25 protein-coding genes and 2 tRNA genes are annotated in these 26,052 nt (G+C 71.4%); 17 read left to right on the top strand and 10 right to left on the bottom strand.

The window, feature by feature from the left end:
• Nucleotides 1-103: 103 nt before the first annotated feature.
• Both orn and ACFV6V_RS15525 read left to right on the top strand, forming a co-directional pair.
• Nucleotides 104-709: an oligoribonuclease gene (gene orn, locus ACFV6V_RS15530; RefSeq protein ID WP_385564539.1), complete on the top strand. Its 606-nt coding sequence runs from the start codon at nucleotides 104-106 to the stop codon at nucleotides 707-709.
• A 129-nt stretch (nucleotides 710-838) separates the two neighbouring features.
• Nucleotides 839-911: transfer RNA gene (locus ACFV6V_RS15525), tRNA-His, on the top strand.
• A gap of 227 nt (nucleotides 912-1,138) precedes the next feature.
• Here the strand turns inward: ACFV6V_RS15525 and ACFV6V_RS15520 are convergent.
• Nucleotides 1,139-2,512, bottom strand: a complete 1,374-nt coding sequence (locus ACFV6V_RS15520) for a sensor histidine kinase (RefSeq protein ID WP_385564536.1) — start codon at nucleotides 2,510-2,512, stop codon at nucleotides 1,139-1,141.
• On the bottom strand, nucleotides 2,509-3,198 hold the full coding sequence (locus ACFV6V_RS15515) for a response regulator transcription factor (protein WP_385564533.1): 690 nt from the start codon (nucleotides 3,196-3,198) through the stop codon (nucleotides 2,509-2,511). The genes ACFV6V_RS15520 and ACFV6V_RS15515 overlap by 4 nt, the downstream gene beginning before the upstream one ends.
• 69 nt (nucleotides 3,199-3,267) lie before the next feature.
• Between ACFV6V_RS15515 and ACFV6V_RS15510 the strand changes: the two genes are divergently transcribed.
• Entirely contained in the window at nucleotides 3,268-3,822 is a 555-nt protein-coding gene (locus ACFV6V_RS15510; RefSeq protein WP_385564530.1) for a hypothetical protein, read from the top strand.
• Nucleotides 3,823-3,838: 16 nt separating this feature from the next.
• Here ACFV6V_RS15510 and ACFV6V_RS15505 read toward each other — a convergent pair whose 3' ends face one another.
• Nucleotides 3,839-4,705 (bottom strand): spermidine synthase, encoded by an 867-nt coding sequence (locus ACFV6V_RS15505; protein ID WP_385564527.1) that lies wholly within the window; start codon nucleotides 4,703-4,705, stop codon nucleotides 3,839-3,841.
• A gap of 67 nt (nucleotides 4,706-4,772) precedes the next feature.
• On the bottom strand, nucleotides 4,773-5,366 hold the full coding sequence (locus tag ACFV6V_RS15500; protein ID WP_385564524.1) for a hypothetical protein: 594 nt from the start codon (nucleotides 5,364-5,366) through the stop codon (nucleotides 4,773-4,775).
• 287 nt (nucleotides 5,367-5,653) lie between these two features.
• Between ACFV6V_RS15500 and ACFV6V_RS15495 the strand changes: the two genes are divergently transcribed.
• Nucleotides 5,654-7,006: a tetratricopeptide repeat protein gene (locus tag ACFV6V_RS15495; protein WP_385564521.1), complete on the top strand. Its 1,353-nt coding sequence runs from the start codon at nucleotides 5,654-5,656 to the stop codon at nucleotides 7,004-7,006.
• 19 nt (nucleotides 7,007-7,025) lie between these two features.
• On the opposite strand, the gene ACFV6V_RS15490 is transcribed toward ACFV6V_RS15495, so the two are convergent.
• Nucleotides 7,026-7,622: a histidine phosphatase family protein gene (locus tag ACFV6V_RS15490; RefSeq protein ID WP_385564518.1), complete on the bottom strand. Its 597-nt coding sequence runs from the start codon at nucleotides 7,620-7,622 to the stop codon at nucleotides 7,026-7,028.
• Between the two features lie 177 nt (nucleotides 7,623-7,799).
• On the opposite strand from ACFV6V_RS15490, the gene ACFV6V_RS15485 reads away from it, so the two are divergent.
• From ACFV6V_RS15485 to ACFV6V_RS15460, 6 genes are all read left to right on the top strand, one after another.
• Nucleotides 7,800-8,762: a phosphatase PAP2 family protein gene (locus tag ACFV6V_RS15485; RefSeq protein ID WP_385564515.1), complete on the top strand. Its 963-nt coding sequence runs from the start codon at nucleotides 7,800-7,802 to the stop codon at nucleotides 8,760-8,762.
• Nucleotides 8,692-9,828 carry a hypothetical protein gene (locus ACFV6V_RS15480; RefSeq protein WP_385564513.1) on the top strand — a complete coding sequence of 379 codons (1,137 nt, stop codon included), beginning with the start codon at nucleotides 8,692-8,694 and terminating at the stop codon, nucleotides 9,826-9,828. Before ACFV6V_RS15485 ends, ACFV6V_RS15480 begins: the two co-directional genes overlap by 71 nt.
• Nucleotides 9,819-11,408: a hypothetical protein gene (locus tag ACFV6V_RS15475; RefSeq protein WP_385564511.1), complete on the top strand. Its 1,590-nt coding sequence runs from the start codon at nucleotides 9,819-9,821 to the stop codon at nucleotides 11,406-11,408. Before ACFV6V_RS15480 ends, ACFV6V_RS15475 begins: the two co-directional genes overlap by 10 nt.
• Entirely contained in the window at nucleotides 11,405-12,763 is a 1,359-nt protein-coding gene (locus ACFV6V_RS15470; protein ID WP_385564508.1) for an AAA domain-containing protein, read from the top strand. The genes ACFV6V_RS15475 and ACFV6V_RS15470 overlap by 4 nt, the downstream gene beginning before the upstream one ends.
• Nucleotides 12,764-12,883: 120 nt before the next feature.
• Nucleotides 12,884-13,225: a hypothetical protein gene (locus tag ACFV6V_RS15465; RefSeq protein WP_385564505.1), complete on the top strand. Its 342-nt coding sequence runs from the start codon at nucleotides 12,884-12,886 to the stop codon at nucleotides 13,223-13,225.
• 272 nt (nucleotides 13,226-13,497) lie between these two features.
• Nucleotides 13,498-13,571: transfer RNA gene (locus ACFV6V_RS15460), tRNA-Lys, on the top strand.
• A 59-nt stretch (nucleotides 13,572-13,630) separates the two neighbouring features.
• Here ACFV6V_RS15460 and ACFV6V_RS15455 read toward each other — a convergent pair.
• Nucleotides 13,631-14,857: a M6 family metalloprotease domain-containing protein gene (locus ACFV6V_RS15455; protein WP_385564553.1), complete on the bottom strand. Its 1,227-nt coding sequence runs from the start codon at nucleotides 14,855-14,857 to the stop codon at nucleotides 13,631-13,633.
• 352 nt (nucleotides 14,858-15,209) lie between these two features.
• On the opposite strand from ACFV6V_RS15455, the gene ACFV6V_RS15450 reads away from it, so the two are divergent.
• Nucleotides 15,210-17,021 carry a putative bifunctional diguanylate cyclase/phosphodiesterase gene (locus tag ACFV6V_RS15450; protein ID WP_385564502.1) on the top strand — a complete coding sequence of 604 codons (1,812 nt, stop codon included), beginning with the start codon at nucleotides 15,210-15,212 and terminating at the stop codon, nucleotides 17,019-17,021.
• Between the two features lie 9 nt (nucleotides 17,022-17,030).
• Here ACFV6V_RS15450 and ACFV6V_RS15445 read toward each other — a convergent pair whose 3' ends face one another.
• The 3 genes from ACFV6V_RS15445 to ACFV6V_RS15435 all read right to left on the bottom strand — a co-directional run bounded on the left by ACFV6V_RS15445 (nucleotide 17,031) and on the right by ACFV6V_RS15435 (nucleotide 19,873).
• Nucleotides 17,031-18,137, bottom strand: a complete 1,107-nt coding sequence (locus ACFV6V_RS15445; protein WP_385564499.1) for an LLM class flavin-dependent oxidoreductase — start codon at nucleotides 18,135-18,137, stop codon at nucleotides 17,031-17,033.
• A 111-nt stretch (nucleotides 18,138-18,248) separates the two neighbouring features.
• Nucleotides 18,249-19,001, bottom strand: coding sequence for a decarboxylase (locus tag ACFV6V_RS15440; RefSeq protein ID WP_385564496.1), 753 nt, complete (start codon nucleotides 18,999-19,001; stop codon nucleotides 18,249-18,251).
• Nucleotides 18,998-19,873: a decarboxylase gene (locus ACFV6V_RS15435; RefSeq protein ID WP_385564493.1), complete on the bottom strand. Its 876-nt coding sequence runs from the start codon at nucleotides 19,871-19,873 to the stop codon at nucleotides 18,998-19,000. Before ACFV6V_RS15435 ends, ACFV6V_RS15440 begins: the two co-directional genes overlap by 4 nt.
• A gap of 98 nt (nucleotides 19,874-19,971) precedes the next feature.
• Here ACFV6V_RS15435 and ACFV6V_RS15430 point away from each other — a divergent pair, with 98 nt between their 5' ends.
• Nucleotides 19,972-20,925 carry a D-2-hydroxyacid dehydrogenase gene (locus ACFV6V_RS15430; protein ID WP_385564491.1) on the top strand — a complete coding sequence of 318 codons (954 nt, stop codon included), beginning with the start codon at nucleotides 19,972-19,974 and terminating at the stop codon, nucleotides 20,923-20,925.
• On the top strand, nucleotides 20,915-22,369 hold the full coding sequence (locus ACFV6V_RS15425; RefSeq protein ID WP_385564489.1) for an amidase: 1,455 nt from the start codon (nucleotides 20,915-20,917) through the stop codon (nucleotides 22,367-22,369). Before ACFV6V_RS15430 ends, ACFV6V_RS15425 begins: the two co-directional genes overlap by 11 nt.
• A 21-nt stretch (nucleotides 22,370-22,390) precedes the next feature.
• Here ACFV6V_RS15425 and ACFV6V_RS15420 read toward each other — a convergent pair whose 3' ends face one another.
• Nucleotides 22,391-22,882 (bottom strand): DUF3830 family protein, encoded by a 492-nt coding sequence (locus ACFV6V_RS15420; RefSeq protein ID WP_385564486.1) that lies wholly within the window; start codon nucleotides 22,880-22,882, stop codon nucleotides 22,391-22,393.
• Nucleotides 22,883-22,924: 42 nt separating this feature from the next.
• Between ACFV6V_RS15420 and ehuB the strand changes: the two genes are divergently transcribed.
• Genes ehuB through ehuA form a run of 4 tightly spaced genes read left to right on the top strand, consistent with a single transcriptional unit; the run spans nucleotide 22,925 to nucleotide 25,899 of the window.
• Entirely contained in the window at nucleotides 22,925-23,821 is an 897-nt protein-coding gene (ehuB, locus tag ACFV6V_RS15415) for an ectoine/hydroxyectoine ABC transporter substrate-binding protein EhuB (protein WP_385564484.1), read from the top strand.
• On the top strand, nucleotides 23,818-24,477 hold the full coding sequence (gene ehuC, locus ACFV6V_RS15410; protein WP_385564481.1) for an ectoine/hydroxyectoine ABC transporter permease subunit EhuC: 660 nt from the start codon (nucleotides 23,818-23,820) through the stop codon (nucleotides 24,475-24,477). The genes ehuB and ehuC overlap by 4 nt, the downstream gene beginning before the upstream one ends.
• Entirely contained in the window at nucleotides 24,474-25,124 is a 651-nt protein-coding gene (gene ehuD / locus ACFV6V_RS15405) for an ectoine/hydroxyectoine ABC transporter permease subunit EhuD (protein ID WP_385564478.1), read from the top strand. The genes ehuC and ehuD overlap by 4 nt, the downstream gene beginning before the upstream one ends.
• Nucleotides 25,114-25,899, top strand: coding sequence for an ectoine/hydroxyectoine ABC transporter ATP-binding protein EhuA (gene ehuA, locus ACFV6V_RS15400; protein WP_385564475.1), 786 nt, complete (start codon nucleotides 25,114-25,116; stop codon nucleotides 25,897-25,899). Before ehuD ends, ehuA begins: the two co-directional genes overlap by 11 nt.
• The last annotated feature ends 153 nt before the right edge of the window (nucleotides 25,900-26,052 follow it).

Below are 26,052 nucleotides of genomic sequence, written 5' to 3'. Positions count from 1 at the left end.
GGGCCGGGTCGACGTGCTCCAGAGCACGCCGACCCGGCCCGTTCGGCTGCCGACACAGGTCGCGCCCGCTGAGAGCGTGGAGAGACGGCCTAAGGTAGGACGCATGAACGATCGCATGGTGTGGATCGACTGCGAGATGACCGGGCTCTCGCTGACGGACGACGCACTCATCGAGGTGGCCGCACTGGTCACCGACTCGGAACTGAACGTGCTCGGCGAAGGCGTGGACATCGTGATCCGCCCACCGGACGCCGCCCTGGCCACGATGCCCGATGTGGTGCGCCAGATGCACACCGCCTCGGGCCTCCTCGACGAGCTCGCCACCGGCACCACGCTCGCCGACGCCGAAGAGCAGGTCCTCGCCTACGTCCGCGAGCACGTCAAGGAGCCCGGCAAGGCCCCGCTGTGCGGAAACTCGGTCGGCACGGACCGCGGCTTCCTGCTGCGCGACATGCCGAAGGTGGAGGAGTACCTCCACTACCGGATCGTCGATGTCTCCTCGGTCAAGGAGCTGGCCCGCCGCTGGTACCCGAGGGCGTACTTCAACAGTCCGGAGAAGAACGGCAACCACCGGGCACTCGCCGACATCCGCGAATCCATCGCCGAGCTGCGCTACTACCGCGAGGCGATCTTCGTCCCACAGCCCGGCCCCGACTCGGACAGGGCTAAGTCGATCGCGGCACGCCATGTGCTGCCCGCGCCGCAGTAGCCCGCACCACTGACCGGCCCGGAGGGCTCGCGCGCGACCCCTTCGCCAGGGGAACGTAAACAGGTGCGCGAGCACCCTCCCGGACCCTGTACACTTTTTCTCGGCCGGTCAGGAAGACGACCGATCATGGTGGGTGTAGCTCAGCTGGTAGAGCACCTGGTTGTGGTCCAGGATGCCGCGGGTTCAAGTCCCGTCACTCACCCTGCAAGACGAAGGCCCGGTCTGTGGAAGCAGACCGGGCCTTCGTCATATCTGTCTGCCTGATATCCGTCTGCCTGTCGCGTGACCGCCGAGGACCTTGCCGGCGGCCGGGTGGCCCATCGGTCGCCGCAGCCCGGGCGGATACCGATGTGTCCCGTTCCGGGTCCACCGGATCCTCCGCACCGTGCGGCTCCTCACCACGGGCCCAGCGGCGCCTGAGCGGCAGGGTCAACGGTTCCGGCTTCTGCGTCCCCGCCGCCCCCGGGGGGTACCGCGCCGCCCGCCGTCGAGGCCGATCCAGATGCGGACCTCCGTGCCGCCGAGTACCGAATGGCCGATGCGCACATCGCCGCCCGTGGACTCCGCGACCCGGCGCACGATGTCGAGGCCCAGGCCCGTGGAACCGTCCCGTCCGGTGCTGTTGCCACGGGTCAGTGCGGCTTCCGGATCGGGGATGCCGGGGCCCGCGTCCGAGACGAGGACGATCACGGCGTCGTCGCCGTTGTGGACGTCCACGGAGAAGGCGGTGCCCTCGGGGGTGTGGCGGAAGACGTTGCCGAGCAGTGCGTCGAGCGCGGCGGCCAGCTCGGGGCGGGCCACCGGGATGCGGACCGGGCGGTCCACGCCCGCGAGGCGGACCTTGCGGGCCTCGTCCTCGGCGAGGGCGGACCAGAACTCCATGCGCTCGCGCACCACTTCGGAGACATCGCAGCCGGCCCCGGGGCTGGTGGCCTGGGTCTGCGGTTTGGCCTCACGGGCGGTGCGGATGATCGTGTCGACCTCACGCTCCAGCTGGGCGACCGCCGATCTGGTCTGCTCGGCCGCGGCTCCTTCGCCGAGTGAGGCGGCATTGAGCCGGAGCACGGTCAGCGGGGTGCGCAGCCGGTGGGACAGGTCGGCGGCAAGTTCCCTTTCGTTGGCGAGGAGCTGAACCACCTGGTCGGCCATGGCGTTGAACGCCACGGCGGCGGAGCGCAGTTCGGTGGGCCCCTCCTCCGGGACCCGCGCGCCGAGCCTGCCCTCGCCCAGGTCGTGGGCGGCGCCCGCAAGACGGCGGGCCGGCTGGACCATCCGTACGCCCAGCCGGTCGGCCACCGCGACCGAGCCGACGATCAGCGCGGCGCCGACCACGGCGAGGACCAGCCAGGCGGTGGCCACTCCCCTGCCGACCTCTTCCTCCGGCACGAACACCTCGACCACCGCGATCTTTCCCGAGCTCAGCGCGGTGGGCTGGAGCAGTGCGGAACCACCGGGGACGTCGGCGGTGGAAGCACGGCCAACGCGCTGGGTGGCGGTGAGGTCCCGTACGGCGGCCCGCCGGACGCCGACCTCCAGCTCCTGGCCGCCGGTCTCGTCGGACGCGGGGATGTGCAGGGCCATCCGGCCCGCCGCTCCGGCCTGGGTGGAGGCGACCGCGCGTTCGAGCTGGTCGCGGTCGGTGGTGATGGAGAGGGTGGGGCCGATGGCGGCGGCCTGCCGTTCGGCGTTGGAGAAGGCCCGGTCCCTGGCCATCTCCTGGACGACGAGCCCGAGCGGCACGGCGAAGGCGATCACGACCATCGCCGTGACCGCCAGGGACACCCTGACCAGTGCCCATCTCAACGCGGGGGCTCCAGCTTCACTCCCACGCCCCGGAGGGTGTGCAGATAGCGGGGGCTGGCCGCGGTCTCCCCCAGTTTCCGTCTCAGCCAGGACAGATGGACGTCGATGGTCTGGTCGTCTCCGTAGGCCTGCTGCCAGACCTCGGCGAGCAGCTCCCTGCGCGGTACGACGACACCCGGGCGCCCCGCCAGAAAGGCGAGCAGGTCGAACTCGCGGCGGGTCAGATCGAGTCGCACCCCGTCGAGTTCGGCCTGCCGGCGCAGGGGGTCGATCGAGAGGCCGCCGACCTGGATCACCCTGCCGGGCGGATCCTCGTCCGCGGCGGCCCGGGAGCGCCGCAGCACGGCCGAGATCCGCGCCGACAGGTGCTCCACCGAGAACGGCTTGGTGAGGTAGTCGTCGGCGCCGTCGTTGAGCAGCCGTACGATCTCCGACTCATCGTCGCGCGCGGTCGCGATGATGACGGGGACGTCGGTGATGCCCCGCAGCATCTTCAGCGCCTCCGCCCCGTCCAGATCGGGCAGCCCGAGATCGAGAATGACGACGTCGAACCGGAAATGAGCCGCTTCCCGCAACGCCTCAAGGGCCGTCCCGACGCTCCGTACGGTGTGGGAGGCCTCGGTCAAGTGCCTGATGAGGGCGGAGCGCACGAACTGGTCGTCCTCGACCACGAGCACACTTGCCATGGGCGGCACCGTACGCCATCCGGAGGAACACGGTCCCCCTTGGGACAGGGGTGACGGGTGTGGTGCAGTATGGGCCCGATGCGGAGAGGACTCATACACGCCCTGGCGTGGTCGCTCGCCACGGGCGCGGCGGTCACGCTCTCGTGGTGGGGTGTCCACACGGTGATGGCGGACACGGCCTATGACCGCCCCCGCGCGCTGCCGATCACGACGGACGGCGGGGGGACGAAGCAGGCCGCGCCACCGAAGTCCGCACCGAAGCCGGGGGCTTCTGCGACGCCCGGCCCCTCGGCTCCTTCAAAGCCCTCTGCTTCCTCGGGTACTACGGGTTCTTCGAACCCCGCGGCCCCCTCGGCGACCTCCCGGGCCGTTCCCTCGCCCGCGGCGCCGGACGATCCGCCCGGGAACGTGAAGAGCTACACCGTCGAGGGCGGCCGGGTCGCCTATGACATCGGCCCCGCATCCGCCGAGTTGGTCTCGGCGACCCCTTCCGGCGGCTGGACGATGCAGATCTGGAAGCAGTCCACCTACATCCGGGTGACGTTCTCCCAGAACGGCCGCGAGATCGATGTCTTCTGCACCTGGCACGACACCGCACCCCGGGTGACGATCGAGGAACGCTGACCCGGGTCCCCGCTTCTCAGCGGAACACCGACGGCGGTGGAACGGGCGATGGTCTGGCGGTCGCGTCGGTCACCGCTGCGGCGCCGCCGGTGAAGTCAGCGAGGGCCTTGCCGTGTTCCACCCTTCCGGGGTGCGGGTCACCCGCGATCCTGCGGGTCAGCTCGGCGACCGGCAACGGCAGATCGCAGGCGAACAGCACCGCGTTGCCGAAGCGACGGCCGCGCAGCACCGTCGGGTCGGCGGCGAGGGCGAGTTCGGGGAACACGGTGGCGGCGGTGGCTATCTGGCCGCGCAGATGGGCGAGCGGCGGGCCGTCGGCGAGGTTGGCCGCATAGTGGCCGCCGGGCCTGAGCACCCGGCGCACCTCGGCGAGGAACTCCGTGCTGGTGAGGTGGGCAGGGGTGCGGGCGCCGCTGAAGACATCGGCTATCACGAGGTCCGCCCAGTCGTCGGGCACCTTGCCGAGCCCTTCGCGGGCATCTGCCGACCTCACCCGTATCCGGGCGTTCGGGTCCAGCGGCAGCCGGTCGCGGACGAGTTGGACGAGGGGCGCGTCAACCTCGACCACCTGCTGGGTGGAACGCGGACGGGTGGTGGCGATGTACCGCGCGAGGGTGAGGGCACCCCCACCGAGATGGACGGCGCGCACCGGCCGACCGGCCGGGGCCACGAGGTCGATCACATGGCCGAGGCGGCGCTGGTACTCGAAGGTGAGCAGTGCGGGATCGTCGAGATCGACATGGGACTGCGGGGCACCGTCGATCACCAGGGTCCAGGCCCGGGGGCGGTCGCGGTCGGGTATCAGCTCGGCGAGCCCACCGGCCACGGCCTCGACCACGGTCTCCGCCGACGCCTCACGCCCACGCTGCTTCTTCCTCGCCACCTGGCCATTATCGGCGGCCGGCCCTGTTCCCCTCCAGCCGACCGAAGCTCCACCGCCCGGACAGGGCCTAAATGCTGTCCGCGGCCTCGATCATGCGCGCGGCTTCGCCGAGTGCCTCGCGGAGCATCACCGGATCGGTGACCGGAACGGTGTCGATGGCCCCGGGGGGCAGCAGCCAGCCGCTGCCGGGGACGGGGGACTCCACGGGGGCGGGTCGGCCACCGGAGTCGGCGAGGATGCGCAGCCCGCGGCCCGCGGTCTCCGTACAGGCACTGCCCGGCATGTCCCAGCCGGCCGCGGTGCCCGGTGGCACCAGGAAGCCCAGGGTGTCGCAGCTGCCGTCGTGCAGCACCGGGCCGACCGCGGGGACGCCGCCGCGGCGCAGGATGTCGACCGCTTCCAGGCCCTGGCGGGCCGGCACGGTCACCAGGTCACAGGGCACAGCATGCTCTCCGGCGAGGCCGTACTCACCGCACTCGCCGTGCTCGTCGTACCGGGTGTGCTTTTCGCGCTCCTCGTAGCCGTAGCCGCCGCACTCACCGCGTCCGGGGGCCGGGCCCGGCGCCGGGCTCCGCTCCTCGCTGGGCAGGTGCTGGGCGTTCGTCGCACTCGACGCACTCGTCCGTGAGCCACCGCTGGTCTCCACGCCGACCTCCAACAAGGGAACCCCTCCTCGCCGAGTGAGGGAGGACACGCACCGCGTCCCCTCGTGGTTCAACGCCTCTGCGCGTCAACGGCTACGGCGGCACGCCGCCACAAAGGATGGCAGTTCATGGCGGATCGTGGGTGAGATATCCGGTTTGTAGCCAAACAGGGCGTACCGGGGTGGTCACAGCCGGTACCTTCTTGGCGCGCCGGAGCGTGGAACTTCTCTGTACCGGAAGGTCCGGAAACCCAGAAAACCAGAGAAGACTCCGGCAGTTACAGGAGCAGGAGAAGGGCTCGGCCATGGCGTCGTCACGGGCAGTTCCCAACCTCGTCTTCCGGCGGCTGCGCGGACAGCGCTCGCCGGGCGAATTCGCCGCGCTCGTCCGCAGGGCGGCCCGGGAGATCGGCGAACAGGTCGCCTGCGACGCCCGGTACGTCGGGCGGGTGGAAGCCGGCGAGATCCGCTGCCCCAACTACGCGTACGAGCGGGTCTTCCTGCACATGTTCCCCGGTTCCACGCTGACCGATCTGGGGTTCGCGGCCCGTGAGGCGGTACGCGGACGGCGAGCGCGGCAGGCGGACGGCGGCAGCAACACCCAAAGCACCACCTACAGCAACGAGGAGAGCGACGTGCTGCGTCGCGCATTCATGACCAGCGGCACCGCCACCGTGGCGACCGCATCCCTGGGCCTCTGCGCCCTGCCCGTTCCCGAAAGGCTCCGGGCCGTCATGCCAAGCCAGCGGATCGGCGAGTCCGAGGTGGGCGCCGTCGAGGAGGCCGTGCGCCGGATCCGGCTGCTCGACGACCGCCATGGCGCCGACCGGCTCTACAAGTGGGCCGCGCATCCGCTGCGCAGTGCGTACGCGCTGCTCGACTCGGGTACGGCCGCACGCGGCTCGACCGCGGCGAGGCTCGCGGCGGGTGCGGGCGAGCTGGCCATTTCGGTCGGCTGGCTGGCACACGACTCGGGCCGGCTGGAGGACGCCCGCTCGCACTACGCGGAGGCGCTGGCCACCTCACGGGTGGCCAATGACCCGGCCCTGGAGGCGCATGCCTTCTGCAACACCTCGTTCCTGGCCAGGGACGGAGGCCGGTACCGGGAAGCCGTACGTGCCGCGCAGGCGGGGCAGCAGGCGGCGGGCAGGCTGGGCTCCGCCCTGCTTCTGGCACTGCTGAGCCTGCGCGAGGCGGGCGGCTGGGCAGGACTCGGCGACCGCGCGGACTGCGAGCAGGCACTGTCACGGGCCCACGCGCTGTTCGACCGCGGGACCTCGGACGCCGACCCGGAGTGGATGTCCTTCTTCGGCGAGCCCGAGCTGCAAGCCCTGGAGGCCCAGTGCTGGTCGGCGCTCGGCGACTGGCCGCGGGCCGCACGGCACGGCTACCGGGCGACGACCCTGCAAAAGCCCCACTTCGCCCGCAATCTCGCGCTCTACCGCGCGCAGCTGGCCCTGGACCTGGCCCGTGCGAACGACACGCCCGTGGAAGCCGCGGCAGCGGCCGGGCAGGTGCTGGACGTACTGGACGAGGTCCAGTCGTCCCGTATCCGCGCGATGCTCGCCGACACCGCGCGGTTGCTGCTGCCGCGGCGGCGCACCCCGGGGGTTGCCGATTTCCTGGACCGCCACGGGGACACGGCGAGGGGAGCCTGAGCGGGATGCGTACCCGTGATCAGGTGCCCAGATGGCCCGTGTCGTTCCAGCGGTCGATCGCCGGGGCGCCGTAGGCCCAGCCCAGAGCGGACAGGCTGGTCGGGTCCAGCTTGATACGGGCGGCGAAGGACACGTCCTCGCCGATCCAGCGGGCGCCCAGCACCCGCAGGATGTGGCCGTGCGCGAAGACCAGCACATCGCGGTCGGCCGACCGCACGTACTCGATGATCCCGTCCGCGCGGTCGGAGAGCTGGGCCATGGTCTCCCCGTCGGGGACCCCGTCGCGCCAGATGAACCAGTCGGGGTCGATCGCGTGGATCTCGTCCTGCGTCATGCCCTCGTACGCGCCGTAGTCCCACTCCATCAGCGCGTCCCATGGCTGGGCCCGGTCCGCGAAACCCGCGAGTTCGCAGGTCTCGGAGGCGCGGGAGAGCGGGCTGGTGCGGATTTCGGCGTCCGGGAGTCCGTTCCACGGGTCCCGGTGCAAACGCTCTCCGACCAGCTTCGCACCGCGGCGGCCTTCGTCCAGGAGGGGGATGTCGGTCCGGCCTGTGTGCTTGCCCAGCGAGGACCACTCGGTCTGCCCGTGACGGACGAGAAATATGCGGGGTGCCATGGCCTCATCATCGCCCAGCCGGACGATCATCGCCCATCGGATACCCCGGCCCCGTTCGCCGGGCTGGTTCGTTGCCCCGGGCAACCCCCGCCGCTCTCCCCGCGTCCTCCGGCTCGTAACGTGGTGCGCCGGTCTCCCGCCGCACCAATACGAGAACACAAGATGGAGAGCGCCCGGATGGCGATACCGCAGCCCGCTCGGCCCGACCGTCGCACGCTGCACCATCGGGGTCCGGTCCAACGCGGCCCGCACCGCCAGGAATCGCACCGCCGAGGTCCGCGTTGGTGGAGCGAGCTGCCACTGGTGATCGTGGTCTACGCGGCGTACTCGGCGGGACGGCTGCTGGCGCGCGGCGACAGGAGCGACGCCGTCGGGCACGGGTTGGCCCTGCTGGACATGGAGAAACGTCTCGGCATCGACTTCGAGCGTCCGCTCAACCGCCTCTTCACCAGCACCCCGGCCGTCGGCATACCCGCCGACTTCGCCTACGCCTCCCTGCACTACCTGGTCACTCCGGCGATCCTGGTGTGGCTTTTCCGCAGACGGCCCCGGGGCTACCGGGCGGCGCGCACCTGGCTGATGGTGTCCACCCTGCTCGGGCTGATCGGGTTCACCCTGATGCCGACCTGCCCGCCGCGGCTGCTCGACGCGGGGCACGGTTTCACCGACACGATGGCGCAGTTCAGCTCTTACGGCTGGTGGGGCGGGGAGGCGAGCGCGCCGCGCGGGCTCGGCGGGATGACCAACCAGTTCGCCGCGATGCCGAGTCTGCATGTCGGCTGGGCGCTGTGGTGCGGGGTGATGCTGTGGCTGCACGGCCGCGGCGTGGTGCTGCGGGCGCTCGCGGTCGCCTATCCGGCGATCACCACGCTGGTGGTCATGGGCACGGCCAACCACTACTTCCTCGACGCGGTCGCCGGTGTGCTCACGATGGGGGCCGGACTGCTGCTCACCCGGCCCGCGCTGCTGTTGGCCGACCGGGTGCGGGCCCGCTTCCGGACGGCGCCCCGAGGGGGCGGATCAGCCGGGACGTCCACGGTTGTCAGTGGCGGATGCGAGACTTCCGCGGGTGAGCACATCCCTGGACAGCGGACCTCCTCCGCAGGTGCCGGCGACAGCACTCCGGCAGCGACTCGCTGAGCTGCGCGGCCCCTCCGCGGCGCCCCACCCGCTCGACGCCCGTGCCCTGGCGGCCCTCGCCGCCAACCCCGGGTGCAGGCGGCGCGCGCTGCTGGACGGCGCAGGGGTGGACAAGGCCGCGCTGGCCCAGGCACTGGGGTCGCCGGGGGCCTTCGGGCAGTCCCAGTTCGCGTTCATGCGCGGCCATGCCTTCGAGGCCCGGGTCAAGGCCGACCGCGGTGCGGAGCTGCTGAAGCTGCTCGGCGTGGAGGACGCACGGCAGGTCCAGGTCCCGGATCTCTCGGCGGCCGGCCCCGAAGGGCGTACGGCGCGCACGGCCCTGGCACTGCGCGAGGCCGCCACGGCCGGGGCGCGGGACGGGGTGTGGACGCTGCTCGACCACCCCATGCTGGCGCTGGACGTGGCCGGGTCCCCGGCCTATCTGGAGCCGGACGCGGTAGTGGTCCGTCCCGACGGCCGGTGGACGGTCGTGGAGATCAAGTCGTTCCCGGTGATCGACGGCTCGGCGGACCCGTCGAAGGTCGGCGCCGCGGCGCGCCAGTCGGCCGTCTACGTGCTGGCGCTGGAGCGGGTCGCGGAGCGGACCGAAGGGGCGCGCGTGTCGCACTCGGTGCTGCTGGTCTGCCCGAAGGACTTCTCCAACCTGCCCGTGGCCTCGGTGGTCGATGTGCGCAAGCAGCTCTCGGTGACCAGGCGGCAGCTGGCCAGGCTGACCCGGATCGACGCCATCGCGGCCGAGCTGCCCGACGGGGTCAGTTTCGATGTGGAGGGCTGCTCGGCCGGTGAGCTGACGGCCTCGGTCGAGGCCGTCCCCGCCGCATACGCGCCCGAGTGCCTGGCCGCCTGCGAGCTGGCGTTCCACTGCCGGGAGCGGGCCCGCACGGCGGGCGCGGTGGAGTCGCTCGGGCGGTCCGCGCGCGGCGAGCTGGGCGGGCTCACCGCCGTCCCGGACATCCTGGCGGCGGCCCGAGGGGAGTCGGGCGATCCTGCCGACCCGGCGGTCGCGGCCCTGCGCCGGGCGGCCTCGCTGCGGGCCGAAGCGCTGGAGGCCGCGGGATGTCGCTGATCAGTACGCTCGCCCGGCTGGAGGCGGTGGAGAGCGGGCGGGCCCAGCGACTGGCCACGGTGCGGCACCGACGGCTGTCCGCGCGCCCACTGGTGTTCGTACCCCTGACCACAGCCGGTGAGGCGGGGGCCCCGCTCGGGGCGCTGGTGGGCACGGACCGGGACGCGCCACGGCTGCTGAGCGTGGCGCAGCCGCGTGACCGCGATCTGCGCTCCGCCTTCCTCGCCGAGCTGGCCGAATGCGTGCTGCCCCATCTGGAGCGTTACGAGGACGACGTCGAAGCCGCCGACCGCAGCGAGACCGATCCGGAGACCGGCAAGCGGGTCAAGGTCGCGGTCGAACTGTGCGCGGACGCCCCGCAGCTGATCGTGCCGGGCCGTCCCGGCGTCGAGTTCGTCCGGCTGCTGGGGCGCTCGATGAGGTTCCGGCGGACCTTGGAGCAGGAGCCCGACACCCCGTACCCGGCGCCGCCGCGGGTGCCACTGCTCGGGCGCTGGCTGACGCACTACGGAGAGCGGGCACGAGTGCCGGGGTCATCGCTGCTGCTGTCGATGACCGAGCTGTTGGGGCGGCACTGGGCGACGGGTCAGTCCGTGCTGGAGGACCAGCACCTGGGCGCGCTCCTCGCCTGGATAGCGCCACCCGAAGGCGGGACCGGTGCCGAGGCGGCGCTGCGGGCGGAGACGGCCAGGGACGACGTGGGGCAGCTGGTGTGCCCGCCGGCCGGACCCGCCACGGACCCCGCCTTCGACAACCGGTTGCTGGCGCCCGCGGTGGAGCGCTACGACCGGGCACGTCAGGCCCTGTCCGCGGCGGAGGACGGCGCCGCGGCGGACGAGTGGCTGGGGCGGCTGACAGCCGCCGAAGGAGAGATCCGCGGGCTGCTCGAGCGGGTTCTGCGGCCCACCTGGGATGCCGTGTGGCAGGGCGTCGACCTGCTGCGGGAGCTGCCGGAGGGGTCCAGGGTCGCCGACCGCTGGACTCGTGACCGGTGGTCGTTCACGGGCCATCGCGACCGGGTACGGGCCGGTGAACCGCCCCAGCCGCGCCGCGACGACGCGGTGACCGCGGCACAGAAGCTCGCGGCGCGCGAGACGGCGCAGGCCCAGCTGGAGGCTCAGGAGGCGCTGGACGATCCGCTGGTGCTGGCGGGGCGGCGGCTCTCCGGCGAAGCCTTCGCCAGCGAGGTCACCGAGGTCACGATGGCCTGGTCCGAGTCCAAGCGGCCGTCGCCCAGGCCGCTGCTCACCGTCCGGACCGACGACACCCCGCAGCTGGGCACGGGCGTGAAGGTGTATCGCTCGCTGGAGGGCAAGCCGCAGAGCGCGGAGTTCGTGCGGTACGAGGAGGACGGCTCACTGGTGCTGCGGCTGCTGGACCGGATGGGACGGTCACGGGATCCCGTCGAGGGTTCCGTACCGGAGAAGGCCGACCGGATCGCCTGGACGCTGTTCGAACACGAGCAGCGAGGCGGTCCGAAGCTGCCGGATCCGGAGGAGACGCCCTGGACACACGGCGGTCCGCCGCGCACCGACGCAGCGGAGAACCCGGACCCGGTGACCACGGAGGACCTGCTGTGACCGGCGCTGTCATCCCTCTGTTCGATTCAATCGATCCGGGCACCGCGGCGACCCGTGCCACCGATGCGATCCTGGCCGACACGCTGGACGGGGACGCGCGGGGTGTCGTCGTGGACTCCCCGCCCGGCGCGGGCAAGTCGACCCTCGTCGTGCGCGCGGCGCTCGAACTGGCCGCGGCGGGCAGACCGTTGATGGTGGTCGCCCAGACCAACGCCCAGGTGGACGACCTGGTGCTGCGGCTCGCCGAGAAGGAGCCCGGCCTGCCGGTCGGCCGGCTGCACAGCAGCGACCCCGACCCCTACGACAAAGCGCTCGACCGCTTGGACAACGTCCGGAAGTCGGCGAAGGCGGGCGATCTCGCGGGCTTGGACGTGGTGATCTCGACCGCCGCCAAGTGGGCGCATGTCAAAGGCGTCGAGCCCTGGGGCCACGCGATCGTGGACGAGGCGTACCAGATGCGCTCGGACTCCCTGCTCGCCGTGGCCGGGCTCTTCGAGCGGGCCCTGTTCGTGGGCGATCCGGGGCAGCTCGACCCCTTCTCGGTGGTCGGCGCCGAGCAGTGGGCGGGCCTGTCGTACGACCCGTCCGCGAGCGCGGTCTCCACCCTGCTCGCGCACAATCCGGAGCTGCCGCAGCACCGGCTCCCGGTGTCCTGGCGGCTTCCGGCGTCGGCGGCGCCGCTGGTGTCCGACGCCTTCTACCCGTACACACCGTTCCGCAGCGGCACCGGTCCCGGTGACCGGCGGCTGTCCTTCGGCGTCGCCTCGGACGGCTCAGGGCCCGACCGGGTGCTGGACGAGGCCGCGGAGTCCGGCTGGGGGCTGCTGGAGCTGCCCGCACGGCACACTCCCCGCACGGACCCGGAGGCGGTGCGGGCGGTGGCCCTGGTGGTGCGGCGGCTGCTCGACCGCGGCGGGGTCTCGGTGTCGGAGCGGTCCGACGAGCCGGTGCCGCTCACCCCGGAGCGGATCGCGGTCGGCACCGCGCACCGCGACCAGGCGGCTGCGATCCGGGCGGCGCTCACCGAGCTGGCGGTGACCGGAGTGACCGTGGACACGGCCAACCGGCTCCAGGGGCGCGAATTCGACGTCACCGTCGTACTCCACCCGCTGTCGGGCCGCCCTGACGCGACGGCCTTCCATCTGGAGACGGGCCGCCTGTGCGTACTGGCGTCCCGGCACCGGCACGCCTGCATCGTGGTGTGCCGCGCGGGCGTGGCCGAGCTGCTGGACGACCACCCGTCGACGGAGCCGGTGCAGCTGGGCGTGACCATGAAGTTCCCGGACGGCTGGGAGGCGAACCACGCGGTGCTCTCGCATCTGGCGGAGCACCGGGTGGCCGGGTCGGCGGGGTGAGGGGGCGGCGGGATCGGTCGCGTCCGGCGTCCGCGTGGTCGTACATGGCAGCAGGCCCGGGGCCTCTTGCGCTGCGCGGGACAATGGTGGGTGGCCAGAATGCACGGTGAGGAGACAGGCATGGCGGAATCGTCGGAGCGCGGCGAGCGGCGGATGCGGCCTGCGCCGCTGATCTTCGAGCCCTCGGAGGCCGCGTCCGACCCGGATCACTTCTTCGACCTCGAGTCGATCGAGGACCCGCGGGAGCTGCTGGCCCGTGCGACGGAGCTCACCCACGCCTTCCAGGCCGCGGCGGACCGGGCCCTGGAGTACCAGGCACTCGCCGCGGCGCAGCTTGCCGATCCGCGGCGGTTCGACCGGCTGACCACGGCGGATATCGCCGCGCGGGCGGAGTGGAGCGAGGACTACGCGCGGAAGATGGTCGAATTCGGGCGCGACCTGCTCCGCGCGCCCGAGCAATAGGCTCCACCCGGGCAGGGTCCCCTTGGCGCGTCCCTCCCCGGCGGGGCCTCGCCGCCACGAGGTGGGCGGGTTGCGCGGTGTGCCGCACCGCGGCGGTGGTCCGCAGTGTCCGCCCTCGAGCGCTGGTCAGGCCGGTTTCCACGGGCGTGCCCCGTGCCCGGCGTGAGGTGCGACCACGCCGAAGACCCCCCGCTCCGCGCCGCGAGCACCGTGGTCCGTATATCGATTTTTCCTCTCGCGGATACGGATGCTAAGGTCTACGACGTCAGCAGGCGCCGCTAGCTCAGTTGGTTAGAGCAGCTGACTCTTAATCAGCGGGTCCGGGGTTCGAGTCCCTGGCGGCGCACAGACAGGAAAGGCTCCTCGCAGCAGCGAGGGGCTTTTTCGTTTGTCAGGAGGCGACTCTCAGGAGGCGACCGGGGTGATCTTGACCGTCCAGGAACCCCATGGCGTGCGGTCCAGCACCTGCACCCGCACCCGGTCCTTCGGATCCGTGAAGGTCTCGCCCACGCCCAGGGGGGCGTCCGCGAGCGCGGGGTAGACGGACTGGCCCCAGCAGGCCTCGGTGCGGGGGTGGGTGTCGACCACCTGGACCGGCCCGGCGCCGGAGGCGGGCTCGTTTCTCACGCGGTAGATCAGCACGCCCTCGGTGCAGGTGTCCCGGTCGTTGCCCGTGGCGCCGCGCGCCTCGATCGCGAGGGCCGAGTCCTCGCCGGTGCGTACGACCGCGAGGCGGGTGCCCAGGGTTCCGCCCGGGACGGGTGCGGCGCCCATCGACTCCAGGGTGAGCATGCGGTCCGCCGCACGTCGGCCCGCGACGCACCTCACCTCCTCGGCGTTCAGCCAGCCCAGCTTCCACTTGTGCCAGCCGAAGAGGTCGGGGGCGAGGCCGAACTGGCTGCCCATCACGTCCCAGTCCCCGACATGGGTGTCCCAGTCGCTCTTGCCGTCCGTGGGCCGGTGGTAGAGGTCCGGGAGGTCGAAGACGTGCCCGGTCTCATGGGCCAGTACGTTGCGGTCGGGCGGGTGCTTCTCGAAGACGGTCACGACCCGTCTGATGTCCGTGCCGTCAGCGGACAGCGGATAGTCGAAGTTGACGACTTTGGTGGCGTCGGAGTCGACGCCAGGCGCGTCCGGGTCGGCGACCAGGTAGACGATGTCGTAGCGCGAGAAGTCCACCACCGGGTCGGCCACGGCGATCGCGTCCCGCAGATAGGCGGCGCGGCGGCGTGCGTCCCAGTCGCGCTTCATCCGGTACGCGGTCGACGCCTGCGGCATCCGGATCCACTTCCGCAGCGGATGGGCCCTCAGCTGGAAGCGCCCGTAGGAGGCACGCCGGAAGAAGTCGGAGGTCGCCGGGAAGTGGTCGGCCGCCAGCTCGGCGGGTCGCGTCTTCGGGGCGGCGTCCGGGAAGGAGAGGAAGACCATGACGGCGTCGAGGTCGCGGTCCGGGCGGGGGTAGGCCGAGTTCCAGGTGTCCAGGCCGATGGAGTGGTGGGCCGAAGTACGCGGCAGGGCACAGCGGTCGGCGGAGGTGTCGGCGACGGCGGGTCCGGCGACGAGGGAGGTCGCGGCGAGGGCCATGAGGGAGGTGAAGGCGGCGGCCGTGGCACGCAGCCGGGCCCGATCCACTCCCTCGGGTGGTCCCTCGTGTGTCTGCTGACCCTCCACGTCGACCTCCGGCTGCGAATTACGAGACGCCACACCCACCTTGTGATGGTTTTAGGTAATTCGCACCTTTCCGCTGACCCGGCTGGGTGAGCGAACGGCGACACCCCGAGCTTTCACGGAAAGTCACAACCGGTCAGGAGAGCACCGAGCACGGCCACAGCCGCGCAGAAACGATCGGGCTGACCCCCGGGGTGCCCTTGGTCACCGCAGACACGCTGGAACGGCCCCCGGCCAGCCTCTATGATCGGCACACTTTCCCGGCTTTCCGGCCTCGACCGGACCTGAACGACACGACGCACAGCGGGAGCGAGCGGTGAGCGGAAACCCCGAAGGGCCGAGTCCCACGGCGGTCGCGGCACCCGGGAGCGCCTCATCACCGCTCACGGAACGTCACGAACGGGCGGCGGTGTACGCCGACTACCGTGCCGCCTTCAACGCGGCCCAGATCGCGATGGCCCTCGTCGACCACGAGGGCCGTGTCGTGTCCGCGAACGACGCGCTGGGCACCCTTCTCGGCACCGAACCCGCCGCGCTGCACGAGCAGTCGGCCGCCGAACTGGTCGACCTCACGGGCGACCCCCGCACCTGGCACGCGTACCGCGAGGTGCTCCAGGGGCGCAGCGCCCGGTTCCGGTGCACCCGCAGACTCAAGCACCCTGACGGGCGCTCACTGTGGACGGAGGTCACGGTCACACCCGTGCCCGACCGTCCGCGCGCCCTCGTCTCCGTGGCCGATGTCAGCGAACGGCGTGAGCTCCAGGCGCGGCTGCGCCACCTCCAGATGCACGATCCGGTGACCCGGCTGCCCAACCGCACCCTGTTCTTCGAGCGGCTCTCCACCGCGCTGGAGAGCTCCTCGTACGAGCCGGGCGGCACGGGCAGGATCGGTCTCTGCTATCTCGACCTCGACGGATTCAAGGCCGTCAACGACACCCTCGGGCACCGGGTCGGCGACCGGCTGCTGGCGGCCGTCGCGGCGCGGCTCACCGAATGCGCGGACAGCGACGGCTACTCCCGCAACGGCGGCCATCTGGTGGCGCGGCTCGGAGGCGACGAGTTCGCCATCCTGGTCGAGGACTCCATGGGCCGGGAGCAGCTCGCCGAGCTGGCGCGGTCCGTGCTGGTCGCGCTCCAGCAGCCGTTCGACCTGGTGGGTCAGCGCCTTTCCGTGTCGGCGTCCATCGGAGTGGTGGAGCGCGCCGCGGACGGGACGACGGCGACCGGCCTGATGCAGGACGCGGACACCACCCTGTACTGGGCGAAGGCGGACGGGAAGGCCCGCTGGACCTTCTTCGACCCCGAGCGCAACGCCTACCGTATGACCCGTCAGGCGCTGTCCTCGACCCTGCGGCCCGCGGTCGAGCGCGGGGAGTTCGCGCTGGAGTACCAGCCCCTGGTGGGGATGATGGACGGGGCGGTCCGGGGCGTCGAGGCGCTTGTCCGATGGAATCATCCCCAGTTCGGCACACTGGCGCCGAATCGGTTCATCGGAATTGCGGAAGAGGACGGCTCGATCGTCCAGCTCGGCCGGTGGATCCTGCGCTCCGCCTGCCGGCAGGCCCGGCAGTGGCAGATCGACCATCCGAACGCCACCCCGCTGTTCGTCAGCGTCAATGTCGCGGTCCGCCAGGTCTGGGACTCCGATCTGGTCGCCGATGTGGCGCAGATCCTGGCGGAGACGGGTCTCGCGCCGCATCTGCTCCAGCTCGAGCTCACCGAGTCCGCGGTGATGGGCTCGGCCGGCCGCCCCCTCCAGGCCCTCCAGGCGCTGAGCGACATGGGGGTACGGATCGCCATCGACGACTTCGGGACGGGGTATTCGAACCTCGCCTATCTGAGCCGCCTTCCGGTGTCCGTGCTGAAGCTGGACGGCTCGTTCGTCCGGGGCTTCCGCTACGACGACGGGACCCACCCCAACCCGGCGGACGAGACGATCGTCGAGGCGATGGTCGAGCTGGCCCACCGGCTGGGGCTCACGGTCACGGCGGAGTGCGTGGAGACGGCGGGCCAGGCGGAGCGGCTGCGCAGGATCGGCTGCGACACCGGCCAGGGCTGGCTGTACTCGCGGGCGGTCGGCCCGGAGCGTATCGACGGAATGATCGGTATCAGTCCGCAGACGGTCTGACCTGCCGCTCTACGCCGGCTTCGGCATCCCGTGGGCGTCCGCGATCAGCTCGTACGAACGCACGCGCGCGTCCGCGCCGTGGGCGTTGGACGTGATCATCAGCTCGTCCGCACCCGTGCGCTTCCGCAGGTCGTCGAGACCGCTACGCACCTCGTCCGCCGTGCCGTGGACGACGTTGGCGAGCCAGCCGTCCACGAACTCCCGCTCCATCGGGCTGAACCGGTACGCCTCGGCCTCCTCCGGTGTCGGGATCAGACCGGGGCGGCCGGTGCGCAGCCGCAGCATCGACAGGGCCCCGGTCATCACCTGGCGCCGGGCTTCACCGGCGTCGTCGGACGCGAGCGCGGCCACGCCGATCAGGGCGTAGGGGGCGTCCAGTACCCCGGACGGGCGGAAGCTGTCCCGGTAGAGCTCGAGGGCCGGGACGGTGTGGCGCGCCGAGAAGTGGTGGGCGAACGCGAAGGGCAGTCCGAGCATGCCCGCCAGCCGGGCGCTGAAGCCGGATGACCCGAGCAGCCAGATGGGCGGTCGGGCCGGGGACTGGACCCCGCCCGGCGAGGTGGCCTGGACGGGGCCGGGTACCGCGTGGATACGGGCGTAGGGGTGGCCTTGGGGGAAGTCGTCGTCCAGGAACCTGGTGAGCTCGGCGAGTTGCTGCGGGAAGTCGTCCGCGCCTTCGGCCAGTCCTTCGGTGCGGCGCAGCGCGGCGGCGGTGGCGCCGTCGGTGCCGGGTGCGCGCCCGAGCCCGAGGTCGATACGTCCCGGGGCGAGGGCCTCCAGGGTGCCGAACTGCTCGGCGATCACCAGCGGGGCGTGGTTGGGCAGCATCACCCCGCCCGAACCGAGCCGGATGCGCTCGGTGTGGGCGGCGAGGTGAGCGAGGATCACCGCGGGGGACGAGGAGGCGACGCCGGGCATGGAGTGGTGCTCGGCGACCCAGTGGCGGTGGTAGCCACGGCGCTCGGCGAGCCGGGCGATGTCCACGCTGGTGCGCAGGGCCTGGGTGGCGGTCCGGCCGCTGCCGACGGTGACCAGGTCCAGGACCGAGAGGGGTACGGGGGCGTCGTCCTGTGCCGTGCCCCGGATCTCGTCGTCTGCTGTGTTCGCTGCCACCACGGGTGGGCCCCTCCTGCGTCGTCCTGCTGCTCCACGGCAACAACAGGAGGGGGTCTCCGGTTATTCCGGGTCGTCACCCGCGGCCTTCGGTCGCCGCTGGGCCGCCGGTCCTCAGCCGCCGCTGGGCTGCCACTCGTCGCGTTCCCAGGCGGGCCTGACGAACAGCGCGCCCAGGTCGTCCGCCCACGCCCGCCGCTCGGCGAGCCGCAGCCCCTCCCACACCGTCACCTGGTTCGCCGTGAGCACCGGCTTGCCCAGCTCGCTCTCCAGCTCCTCCAGATACGCGACCGTGTGCAACGCGGTGTCCGGCAGCAGCACCGCCTCGGCCATCGGGTCGTCGCCCGCGCGGGCAAGGTCGAAGACCTGCTCGCGACCCCAGGTGGCGACCTCGGCGGCGGTGACGATCCCGCTCGCCCGCGCGCCGGTGACCTCGAGGCCCGCTTCCTTCAGGAAGTCCCCGAAGGAAGCCGTGATGTCCTCCGGATAGGTCGCGGCGACCGCCACCCGCGTCAGCTCCAGGGCCTGCACCGCGTGCACAAAGGCGAACGAGGTGCTCGACGCCGGCAGCCCCGCCGTCTGCGCCAGCTCCCTGATCTGCTCCTGGGCGCCTCGCATGCCCCGGATGAAGCTGCCGCTCGTGCAGGCCCACATCAGCGACTCGGCTCCGGCCAGCCGCAGTTCCTCGACCCCGGCCGCGAGCCGGTCCGCCGAACCCATCTCGATCAGCGCGTCGGTCCGGTGCGCGTCCTCGCCGATGTCGGTGTGGAAGAGCGGCAGCCGGATATCGCTGTCGAGCAGCACGGCGATACGCGGATAGTCGTCCTCCGCGGAGTGCCCCGGATAGAGGAGTCCGACGGTCGTCATGTCCATCCTTCCTGCTGTTCCTCGGGCTGAGCGGCGGACGGCTGTCCGGGCGGCTGCGCGAGCTGCGCGGGACCGGGCGCGGGCGGCACCTGCGGGGGAGACGGCGACGGCTCCTCGTGCGGCCTCGCGGTGGCCATCAGCAGGGCCTGGTACGAGCCGACCGCGTACACCCCGATACGGCGCAGCGCCGCCCACATCGTGACCTGGTTCGCGGAGACCACCGGCATGCGCAGTTCCGCCTCCAACTGGGGTATCGCGTCGTACGTCGGCAGATTGGTACAGCTGATGAAGAGCGCGTCCGCCGCGCCCACCACGGCCTGCCGCGCCATGTCCACCACGGACCGGTACGGCACCTTCCAGATGTGCCGGGTCAGCCCCAGGAAGGCGCGGCCCGTGACCGCTACCCCAGCTTCGCCCAGATACTCCTCCAGTGCCCCGGTCACGGACTCCGTATAGGGGGTGACCAGGGCGACCCGCCCGGCGCCCAGCTCCTCGAGGGCCTCCAGGAGCGCTCCCGAGGTGGTCAGCGAGGCGACGTCGCCCGCCTGGGCCATGGCCTCGCACATGGCACGCTCCCCCGCGAGCCCACCGACGAAACTGCCCGAGGTGCAGGCGTACGCGATGACCTCCGGCTCGGACACGGACAGAGCCCGGACCGCGTTGGCGAGCGTCTCGTGCTCGCTGACCAGCCGGGCCAGGTCGAGCGAGACCTCGACGGGCACGTAGGGGGTGCGGGTCAGGCGCAGCGAGACATCGTCCGGGACCCAGCGCCACAGCTCGCGGTCGAGCGCGAAGTCGAAAGGGGCCACCACGCCGATTCCGCGCTGCGGAGCAGGACCGCCGAGAAACGAGACTTCGAGGGACACATCCATCACAGGCCCCCTTAGGACGTCTTGTTGACGACGGTAGGCGGGGGTGCGAGCGTGGGTCAATCCGTACATGTCAGACGTTCAGAAACGGTCTCCCCGCGATGTCCGTGCCAAGAATTCTCGTACTCGAAGCGGATCCCCCGCCGAGGCTCGGCCGGCTCACCGGGCAGGCGGAGATCCGCTACGCCGACGAGCGCTCCCTGGCGGACGCGCTCCCGGGTGCCGACGTGCTGCTGGTGTGGGACTTCGCCTCCGACGCGGTACGCCACGCCTGGCCGGGCCCGGGGCCGCGCCCCCGCTGGGTGCACACACCGAGCGCGGGCGTGGACCGGCTGCTGTGTCCCGAGTTCACCGCATCGGACACCCTGCTGACCAATGCCCGGGGGATCTTCGAGGAGCCCATCGCCGAATACGTGGCCGGTCTGGTGCTCGCGATGGCGAAGGACCTGCCCCGCACCCTGGAACTCCAGCACGGACGCCGGTGGCAGCACCGCGAGGGGCTGCGGGTCGCGGGCAGCAGGGCGGTGGTCGTCGGCTCGGGGCCCATCGGGCTGGCGGTCGCGGGCACCCTGCGGGCGCTCGGGGTGACCGTCGCCGTCACCGGGCGCACCGCCCGCCCCGGGATCCATGGCGCCGGGGAGCTCGACCGGCTGCTCACCCGGGCCGACTGGGTGGTGTGCGCGGCGCCGCTGACGGACCACACCCAGGGCATGTTCGACGCCCGGCGGTTCGGGCTGATGCAGCCGTCGGCCCGGTTCGTCAATGTGGGCCGTGGTGCGCTGGTGGTGGAGGAGGCGCTGGTCGCGGCGCTCGCCGAGCGACGGATCGCCGGAGCGGCGCTCGATGTGTTCGCGCGTGAGCCGCTGCCGTCCGGCGACCGGCTCTGGGATGTGCCCGGGCTGATCATCTCGCCGCACATGAGCGGTGACACGGTCGGGTGGCGCGACCGGCTCGGTGAGCAGTTCGTCGAGCTGTTCGGTCTGTGGGCGGCCGGAATGCCACTGCCGAACGTGGTCGACAAGAAACGTGGGTACGTCCCTTCTCATGACACCTGACCCCAGCGCACCAGCGGAAGCGGCAGGACTGACCGGGCTGACCGCTCACCAGCTCGTCGCCGGATACGAGCGGGGCGAGTTCTCGCCCCTGGACGCCACCCGCGCCGTGCTGGAGCGGATCGAAGCGGTCCAGCCCACGGTGAACGCGTTCGTCCGGGTCGACGCCGAGGGAGCACTGGCCCAGGCCGGAGCGGCCACCGAGCGCCGGCGCAGGGGGGAGCCGCTCGGGCCGCTCGACGGGGTGCCCGTGACCGTCAAGGACCTGCTGCTCCAGGCGGGTGTGCCGACCCTGCGCGGTTCGCGGACGGTGCGACCCGATGCCGCCGCCTGGGACGAGGACGCCCCGGCCGTGGCCAGACTCCGGGAGGGCGGCGCGGTGCTGGTCGGGCGGACCACGACGCCCGAGTTCGGCTGGAAGGGGGTCACGGACTCACCGCTCACAGGGGTCACCCGCAATCCGTACGACGTGTCGCGGACCTCGGGCGGGTCCAGCGGCGGAAGCGCGGCGGCCGTGGCGGCGGGGGCCGCACCGCTGTCCGTCGGTACGGACGGCGGCGGTTCCGTGCGGATCCCGGCCTCCTTCTGTGGCGTCTTCGGGCTGAAACCCACCTACGGGAGGATTCCGCTGTATCCCGCCAGTCCCTTCGGCACCCTGTCGCACGCCGGGCCGATCACCCGCGACGCCGCCGACGCGGCCCTGCTGCTGGATGTGCTCAGCGGGCCGGACTGGCGTGACTGGTCCCAGCTGCCCGCCGCATCCGCCACCGCGGACGCCCTTGCCCCGGGAACGGACGGGGCAGCGGGCGTGAAGGGCCTGCGGATCGCCTACTCACCGTCCCTCGGCGGCCAGGTCGCGGTCACACCCGAGATCGCGGCGGCGGTCCGTGCCGCCGTGGAGCGGCTGGCGGAGCTCGGCGCGTACGTGGAGGAGGTCGACCCTGATCTCGCCGATCCCGTGGAGGCTTTCCACACCCTGTGGTTCACGGGCGCGGCACGGCTGACCCAGCACCTCAGCGCGGAGCAGCGTGAGCTGCTCGACCCCGGGCTGCGGGAGATCTGCGCGGACGGCAGCGGGAGGTCCGCGCTGGACTATCTCGCGGCGGTGGACGTACGGATGGATCTGGGCCGGCGCATGGGCCGCTTCCACACCTCGTACGACCTGCTGGTCACCCCCACGCTGCCGATCACGGCCTTCGAGGCGGGCGCGGAGGTACCCCGTGGCTCCGGTTTCCGTCGCTGGACCGGGTGGACCCCGTTCACGTACCCGTTCAACCTCACCCAGCAGCCCGCCGCGTCCGTGCCGTGCGGGGTGGACGGGGACGGGCTGCCGATCGGGGTGCAGCTGGTCGGGGCCCGCCACCAGGACGCGCTGGTACTGCGGGCCGCGCACGCGCTGTACGTGTCGGGCGCGGCGACGATCCCGGCGCCGCACGCCGCGGTCTGACGAGAGACCGGCAGCAACCGCTCACAGCCGTCGGAAGTTCAGCGTCTCGCCCAGCGCCCCGGCCCGCCACAGGTCCTTGCAGGCCGCGGCCATCCGGTCGAGCCCGTCGACCACCGTGCCCCAGACGATCCCCGGCACCCAGCCCGTGTCCCCGTTGAGCAGCAGGTTGTTGCGCTCGTAGAAGAGAGCGAGGTCCACGGTCACCGGCCTGGTCAGGTCCTGGTCATAGCCGTAGGCGGCCGTGGCCAGCTCCGTACCACTGAAGGTGAAGTAGCAGAGGTCGCCCGGGATGGGCGTCACCGTCGGGTTCTCCAGCGGCGGCTCGCGGTCGGCGAAAGCGGAGAAGAGCGCGTAGATCTCGTTGCGCGCGTACTTCGCGTGATACACGTCGCTGCCCAGCGGCAAGGCGTCCCATACGGCCTGGCAGGCCAGTGGCGCCCGGTCGTCGAGCAGGCGGGCGGTGCAGTGCACGTCGCGCTGTGCGAGGAAGACATCGATGAAGCGATCGGCCATTGGTTACGCATACCCCGACTCCGGCCGGGTAGCCGCGCGCCCATGGCTCCTCACACCGCTGAACACACCAGACGAGCGATACGGGCGATACCCCGGCGCACCCTGCTGCTGGGCGCCGCGGGCGCCCTCGGCGCCGCCGGGGCCGCGGGCGGCTGCGCCCGGGTGGCCAGCGGCGACGGGCTTGCGCGGCTGAGATCCCAGGGCACCGTGCGCCTCGGTATCGCGGGCGAGGTCCCGTACGGCTACATCGACAAACAGGGCGAGTTCACCGGAGAGGCACCCGAACTCGCGAAAGCGGTCTTCCAGCGGCTCGGCGTACCCCGTGTCCAGCCGGTCGCCACCGACTTCGCCTCTCTGATACCCGGCCTCAATTCGCAGCAGTTCGACGTCGTTTCGGCCGGGATGTACATCAACAAAGAGCGCTGCGCGCAGGTTGTCTTCTCGGATCCGGAATACCAGATGCTGGATTCCTTCATCGTGCGCAAAGGCAATCCGATGAATCTGCGCAGTTACGACGATGTCGTGCGGACCAAGGCGAAGTTCGCGACCGGCACCGGCTACGCGGAAATCGACTACGCGGTCGCCGCCGGATATCCCGAGAAGGACATCGTCATCCTCCAGGACCAGGTGGCCGGGCTGAACGCCGTCGAGTCCGGCCGCGTCGACGTGTTCGCGGGCACCGCCCTCACCACCCGCGAGGTCGTCAAGGGCAGCGCCAAGGCCGAGTCGACCGAGCCGTTCGCCGCGATCGTGGACGGCAAGAAGAAGATCGACGGCGGAGGCTTCGCCTTCCGGCCGACCGACACCGCGCTGCGGGACGCCTTCAACACCGAGATCCACCGGATGAAGAAGAGCGGTGAGCTCTTCCGCATCCTGCGCCGGTTCGGCTTCACCGAGAGCGAGATGACCGAGCTCACGGCGAAGGAGCTGTGCCGATGACCGCCGGACTGTGGCAGAACTGGGTGCTCCCGGGGATCTGGATCACCGTCCAGCTCACCGTCTACAGCGCCGCGCTGGCCACGGTGGTGGCGTTCGGCGTCGGGATGGCCAGGACGCACCGCTCGCGCGCCATCCGCTTCGCCGCCGCCTTCTACACCGAGGTGTTCCGCGGGACTTCGGCGCTGATCCTGATGTTCTGGCTGTTCTTCGTGCTCCCGCCCCTGCTGGGCTGGCAGCTCGTCCCGATGTGGGCGGCCGTGCTCGCACTCGGCCTCTCCTACGGCGCGTACGGCGCCGAGATCGTGCGAGGCGCCCTGAACGCCGTGGCGCCCGCCCAGCGCGAGGCCGGGATCGCCCTGAGCTTCACGCCCTGGCAGCGGATGCGGCTGGTGCTGCTGCCGCAGGCCGTCCCCGAGACGATCCCGTCCTTCTGCAATCTCGCGGTCGAGCTGCTGAAGGGGACGGCGCTCGTATCGCTGCTCGGCGTGGGCGATGTGTCCTTCGCCGCGTATCTGGTGCGTCTCGCCACCCAGGAGAGCGCGCAGATCTACACCGTCACGCTGGTGATCTACTTCGTGCTCGCCTTCGTCATCACCCGCTCCATGAAAGCGCTTGAGCGCAAGACCAAGGCGAACGTGGGGGTGGTGGCCAAGTGAACTGGGACTGGTCCGCGGTCGCGGACTTCATGCCGCGCTTCTGGGACGGTGTGCTGGTCACCTTGCAGACCCTGGTGCTGGGCTCACTGCTGTCGTTCACGCTCGGTCTGGTCTGGGCGCTGGCACTGCGGTCGGAGCTGCGCCTGCTGCGCTGGCCGGTGGGGCTGATCACCGAGTTCATCCGCTGCACCCCGCTACTGGTGCAGCTCTTCTTCCTCTTCTTCGTGCTGCCCGAGTGGGGCGTGCAGTTCTCCGCTCTCACCACAGGCACGATCGCGATCGGGCTGCATTACTCGACGTACACCGCACAGGTCTACCGGGCCGGTATCGACGCCGTACCCGCCGGTCAGTGGGAGGCCGCCACGGCGCTGAGCCTGCCGGCCCACCGGACCTGGTTCGCGGTGATCCTGCCGCAGGCGGTGCGGCGTATCGCGCCCGCGCTCGGCAACTACGTGATCGCGATGCTCAAGGACACGCCGATACTCGCCGGGATCAGCGTGCTCGAGATGCTCCAGCAGTCACGTCTGGAGAGCGCGGCGACCTTCCAGTACACGGAGCCGCTGACCGTCGTCGGCGTCGCCTTCATCGTCATCGCCTACCCGGCTTCCCTGCTCGTACGGACCCTGGAGCGCCGCCTTGCCCGCTGAGATACCCGCCCAGACTCCCCTCACGGCCGAGGCCTCGGCCGAGGAACTGATCCGCTTCACCGACGTCACCAAGCGGTTCGGCGACAACACGGTCCTCGACGACCTCTGCTTCTCGGTGCGCCCGGGCAAGCACGTCACCCTGATCGGCCCCTCCGGCTCCGGCAAGACGACGATCCTGCGGTTGCTGATGACCTTGGAGCGGCCCGACGCAGGCACGATCGAGGTCAACGGCGGTCGGCTGTTCCCCGCCGACGAGAAGCAGCGGCGCGAGGTGCGCAAGAAGATCGGCATGGTCTTCCAGCAGTTCAACCTGTTCCCGAACATGAGCGTGCTGCGGAACATCACCGAGGCCCCGGTTCGGGTGCTCGGGCTGTCCAAGGACGAGGCCGAGGAGCGCGCCCGCGACCTGCTCGACCTGGTGGGTCTGGCCGACCGCCTGGACGCCAGACCGACGCAGTTGTCGGGTGGCCAGCAGCAGCGGGTGGCGATCGCCCGTGCGCTGGCGATGCGCCCCCGGGTGCTGCTGCTCGACGAGGTCACGTCGGCGCTCGATCCCGAGCTGGTGGCGGGGGTGCTGGACGTCCTCAGGGACATCGCCCGCAGCACCGACATCACCATGCTCTGCGTGACCCACGAGATGAACTTCGCCCGGGACATCTCCGATGAGGTGCTGATGTTCGACTCGGGAAAGGTCATCGAATCGGGCGGGCCGGAGAAAATCTTCTCCGAACCGGAGCACGACCGTACCCGCGAGTTTCTCCGTGCGGTGCTCTGACCTCCCACTATCCGGCTTAGTTGTGACTTTGGCATATGCCAGGGTCGTGGGGGCCCGGGCGCACACCAGGGGCGCGCGACAATAATAACCAACAAGCGGCCCCCACCCCCGTAGTTTGGGGGAAAGTGGTGTGGCATAGATAGGGAACCACAA

Source organism: Streptomyces sp. NPDC059828, from assembly GCF_042731955.1.
Taxonomy (GTDB): Bacteria; Actinomycetota; Actinomycetes; order Streptomycetales; family Streptomycetaceae; genus Streptomyces.
The sequence above is the reverse complement of the archived record's forward strand: the minus strand, read 5'-3'. Positions and strand labels throughout refer to the sequence as shown.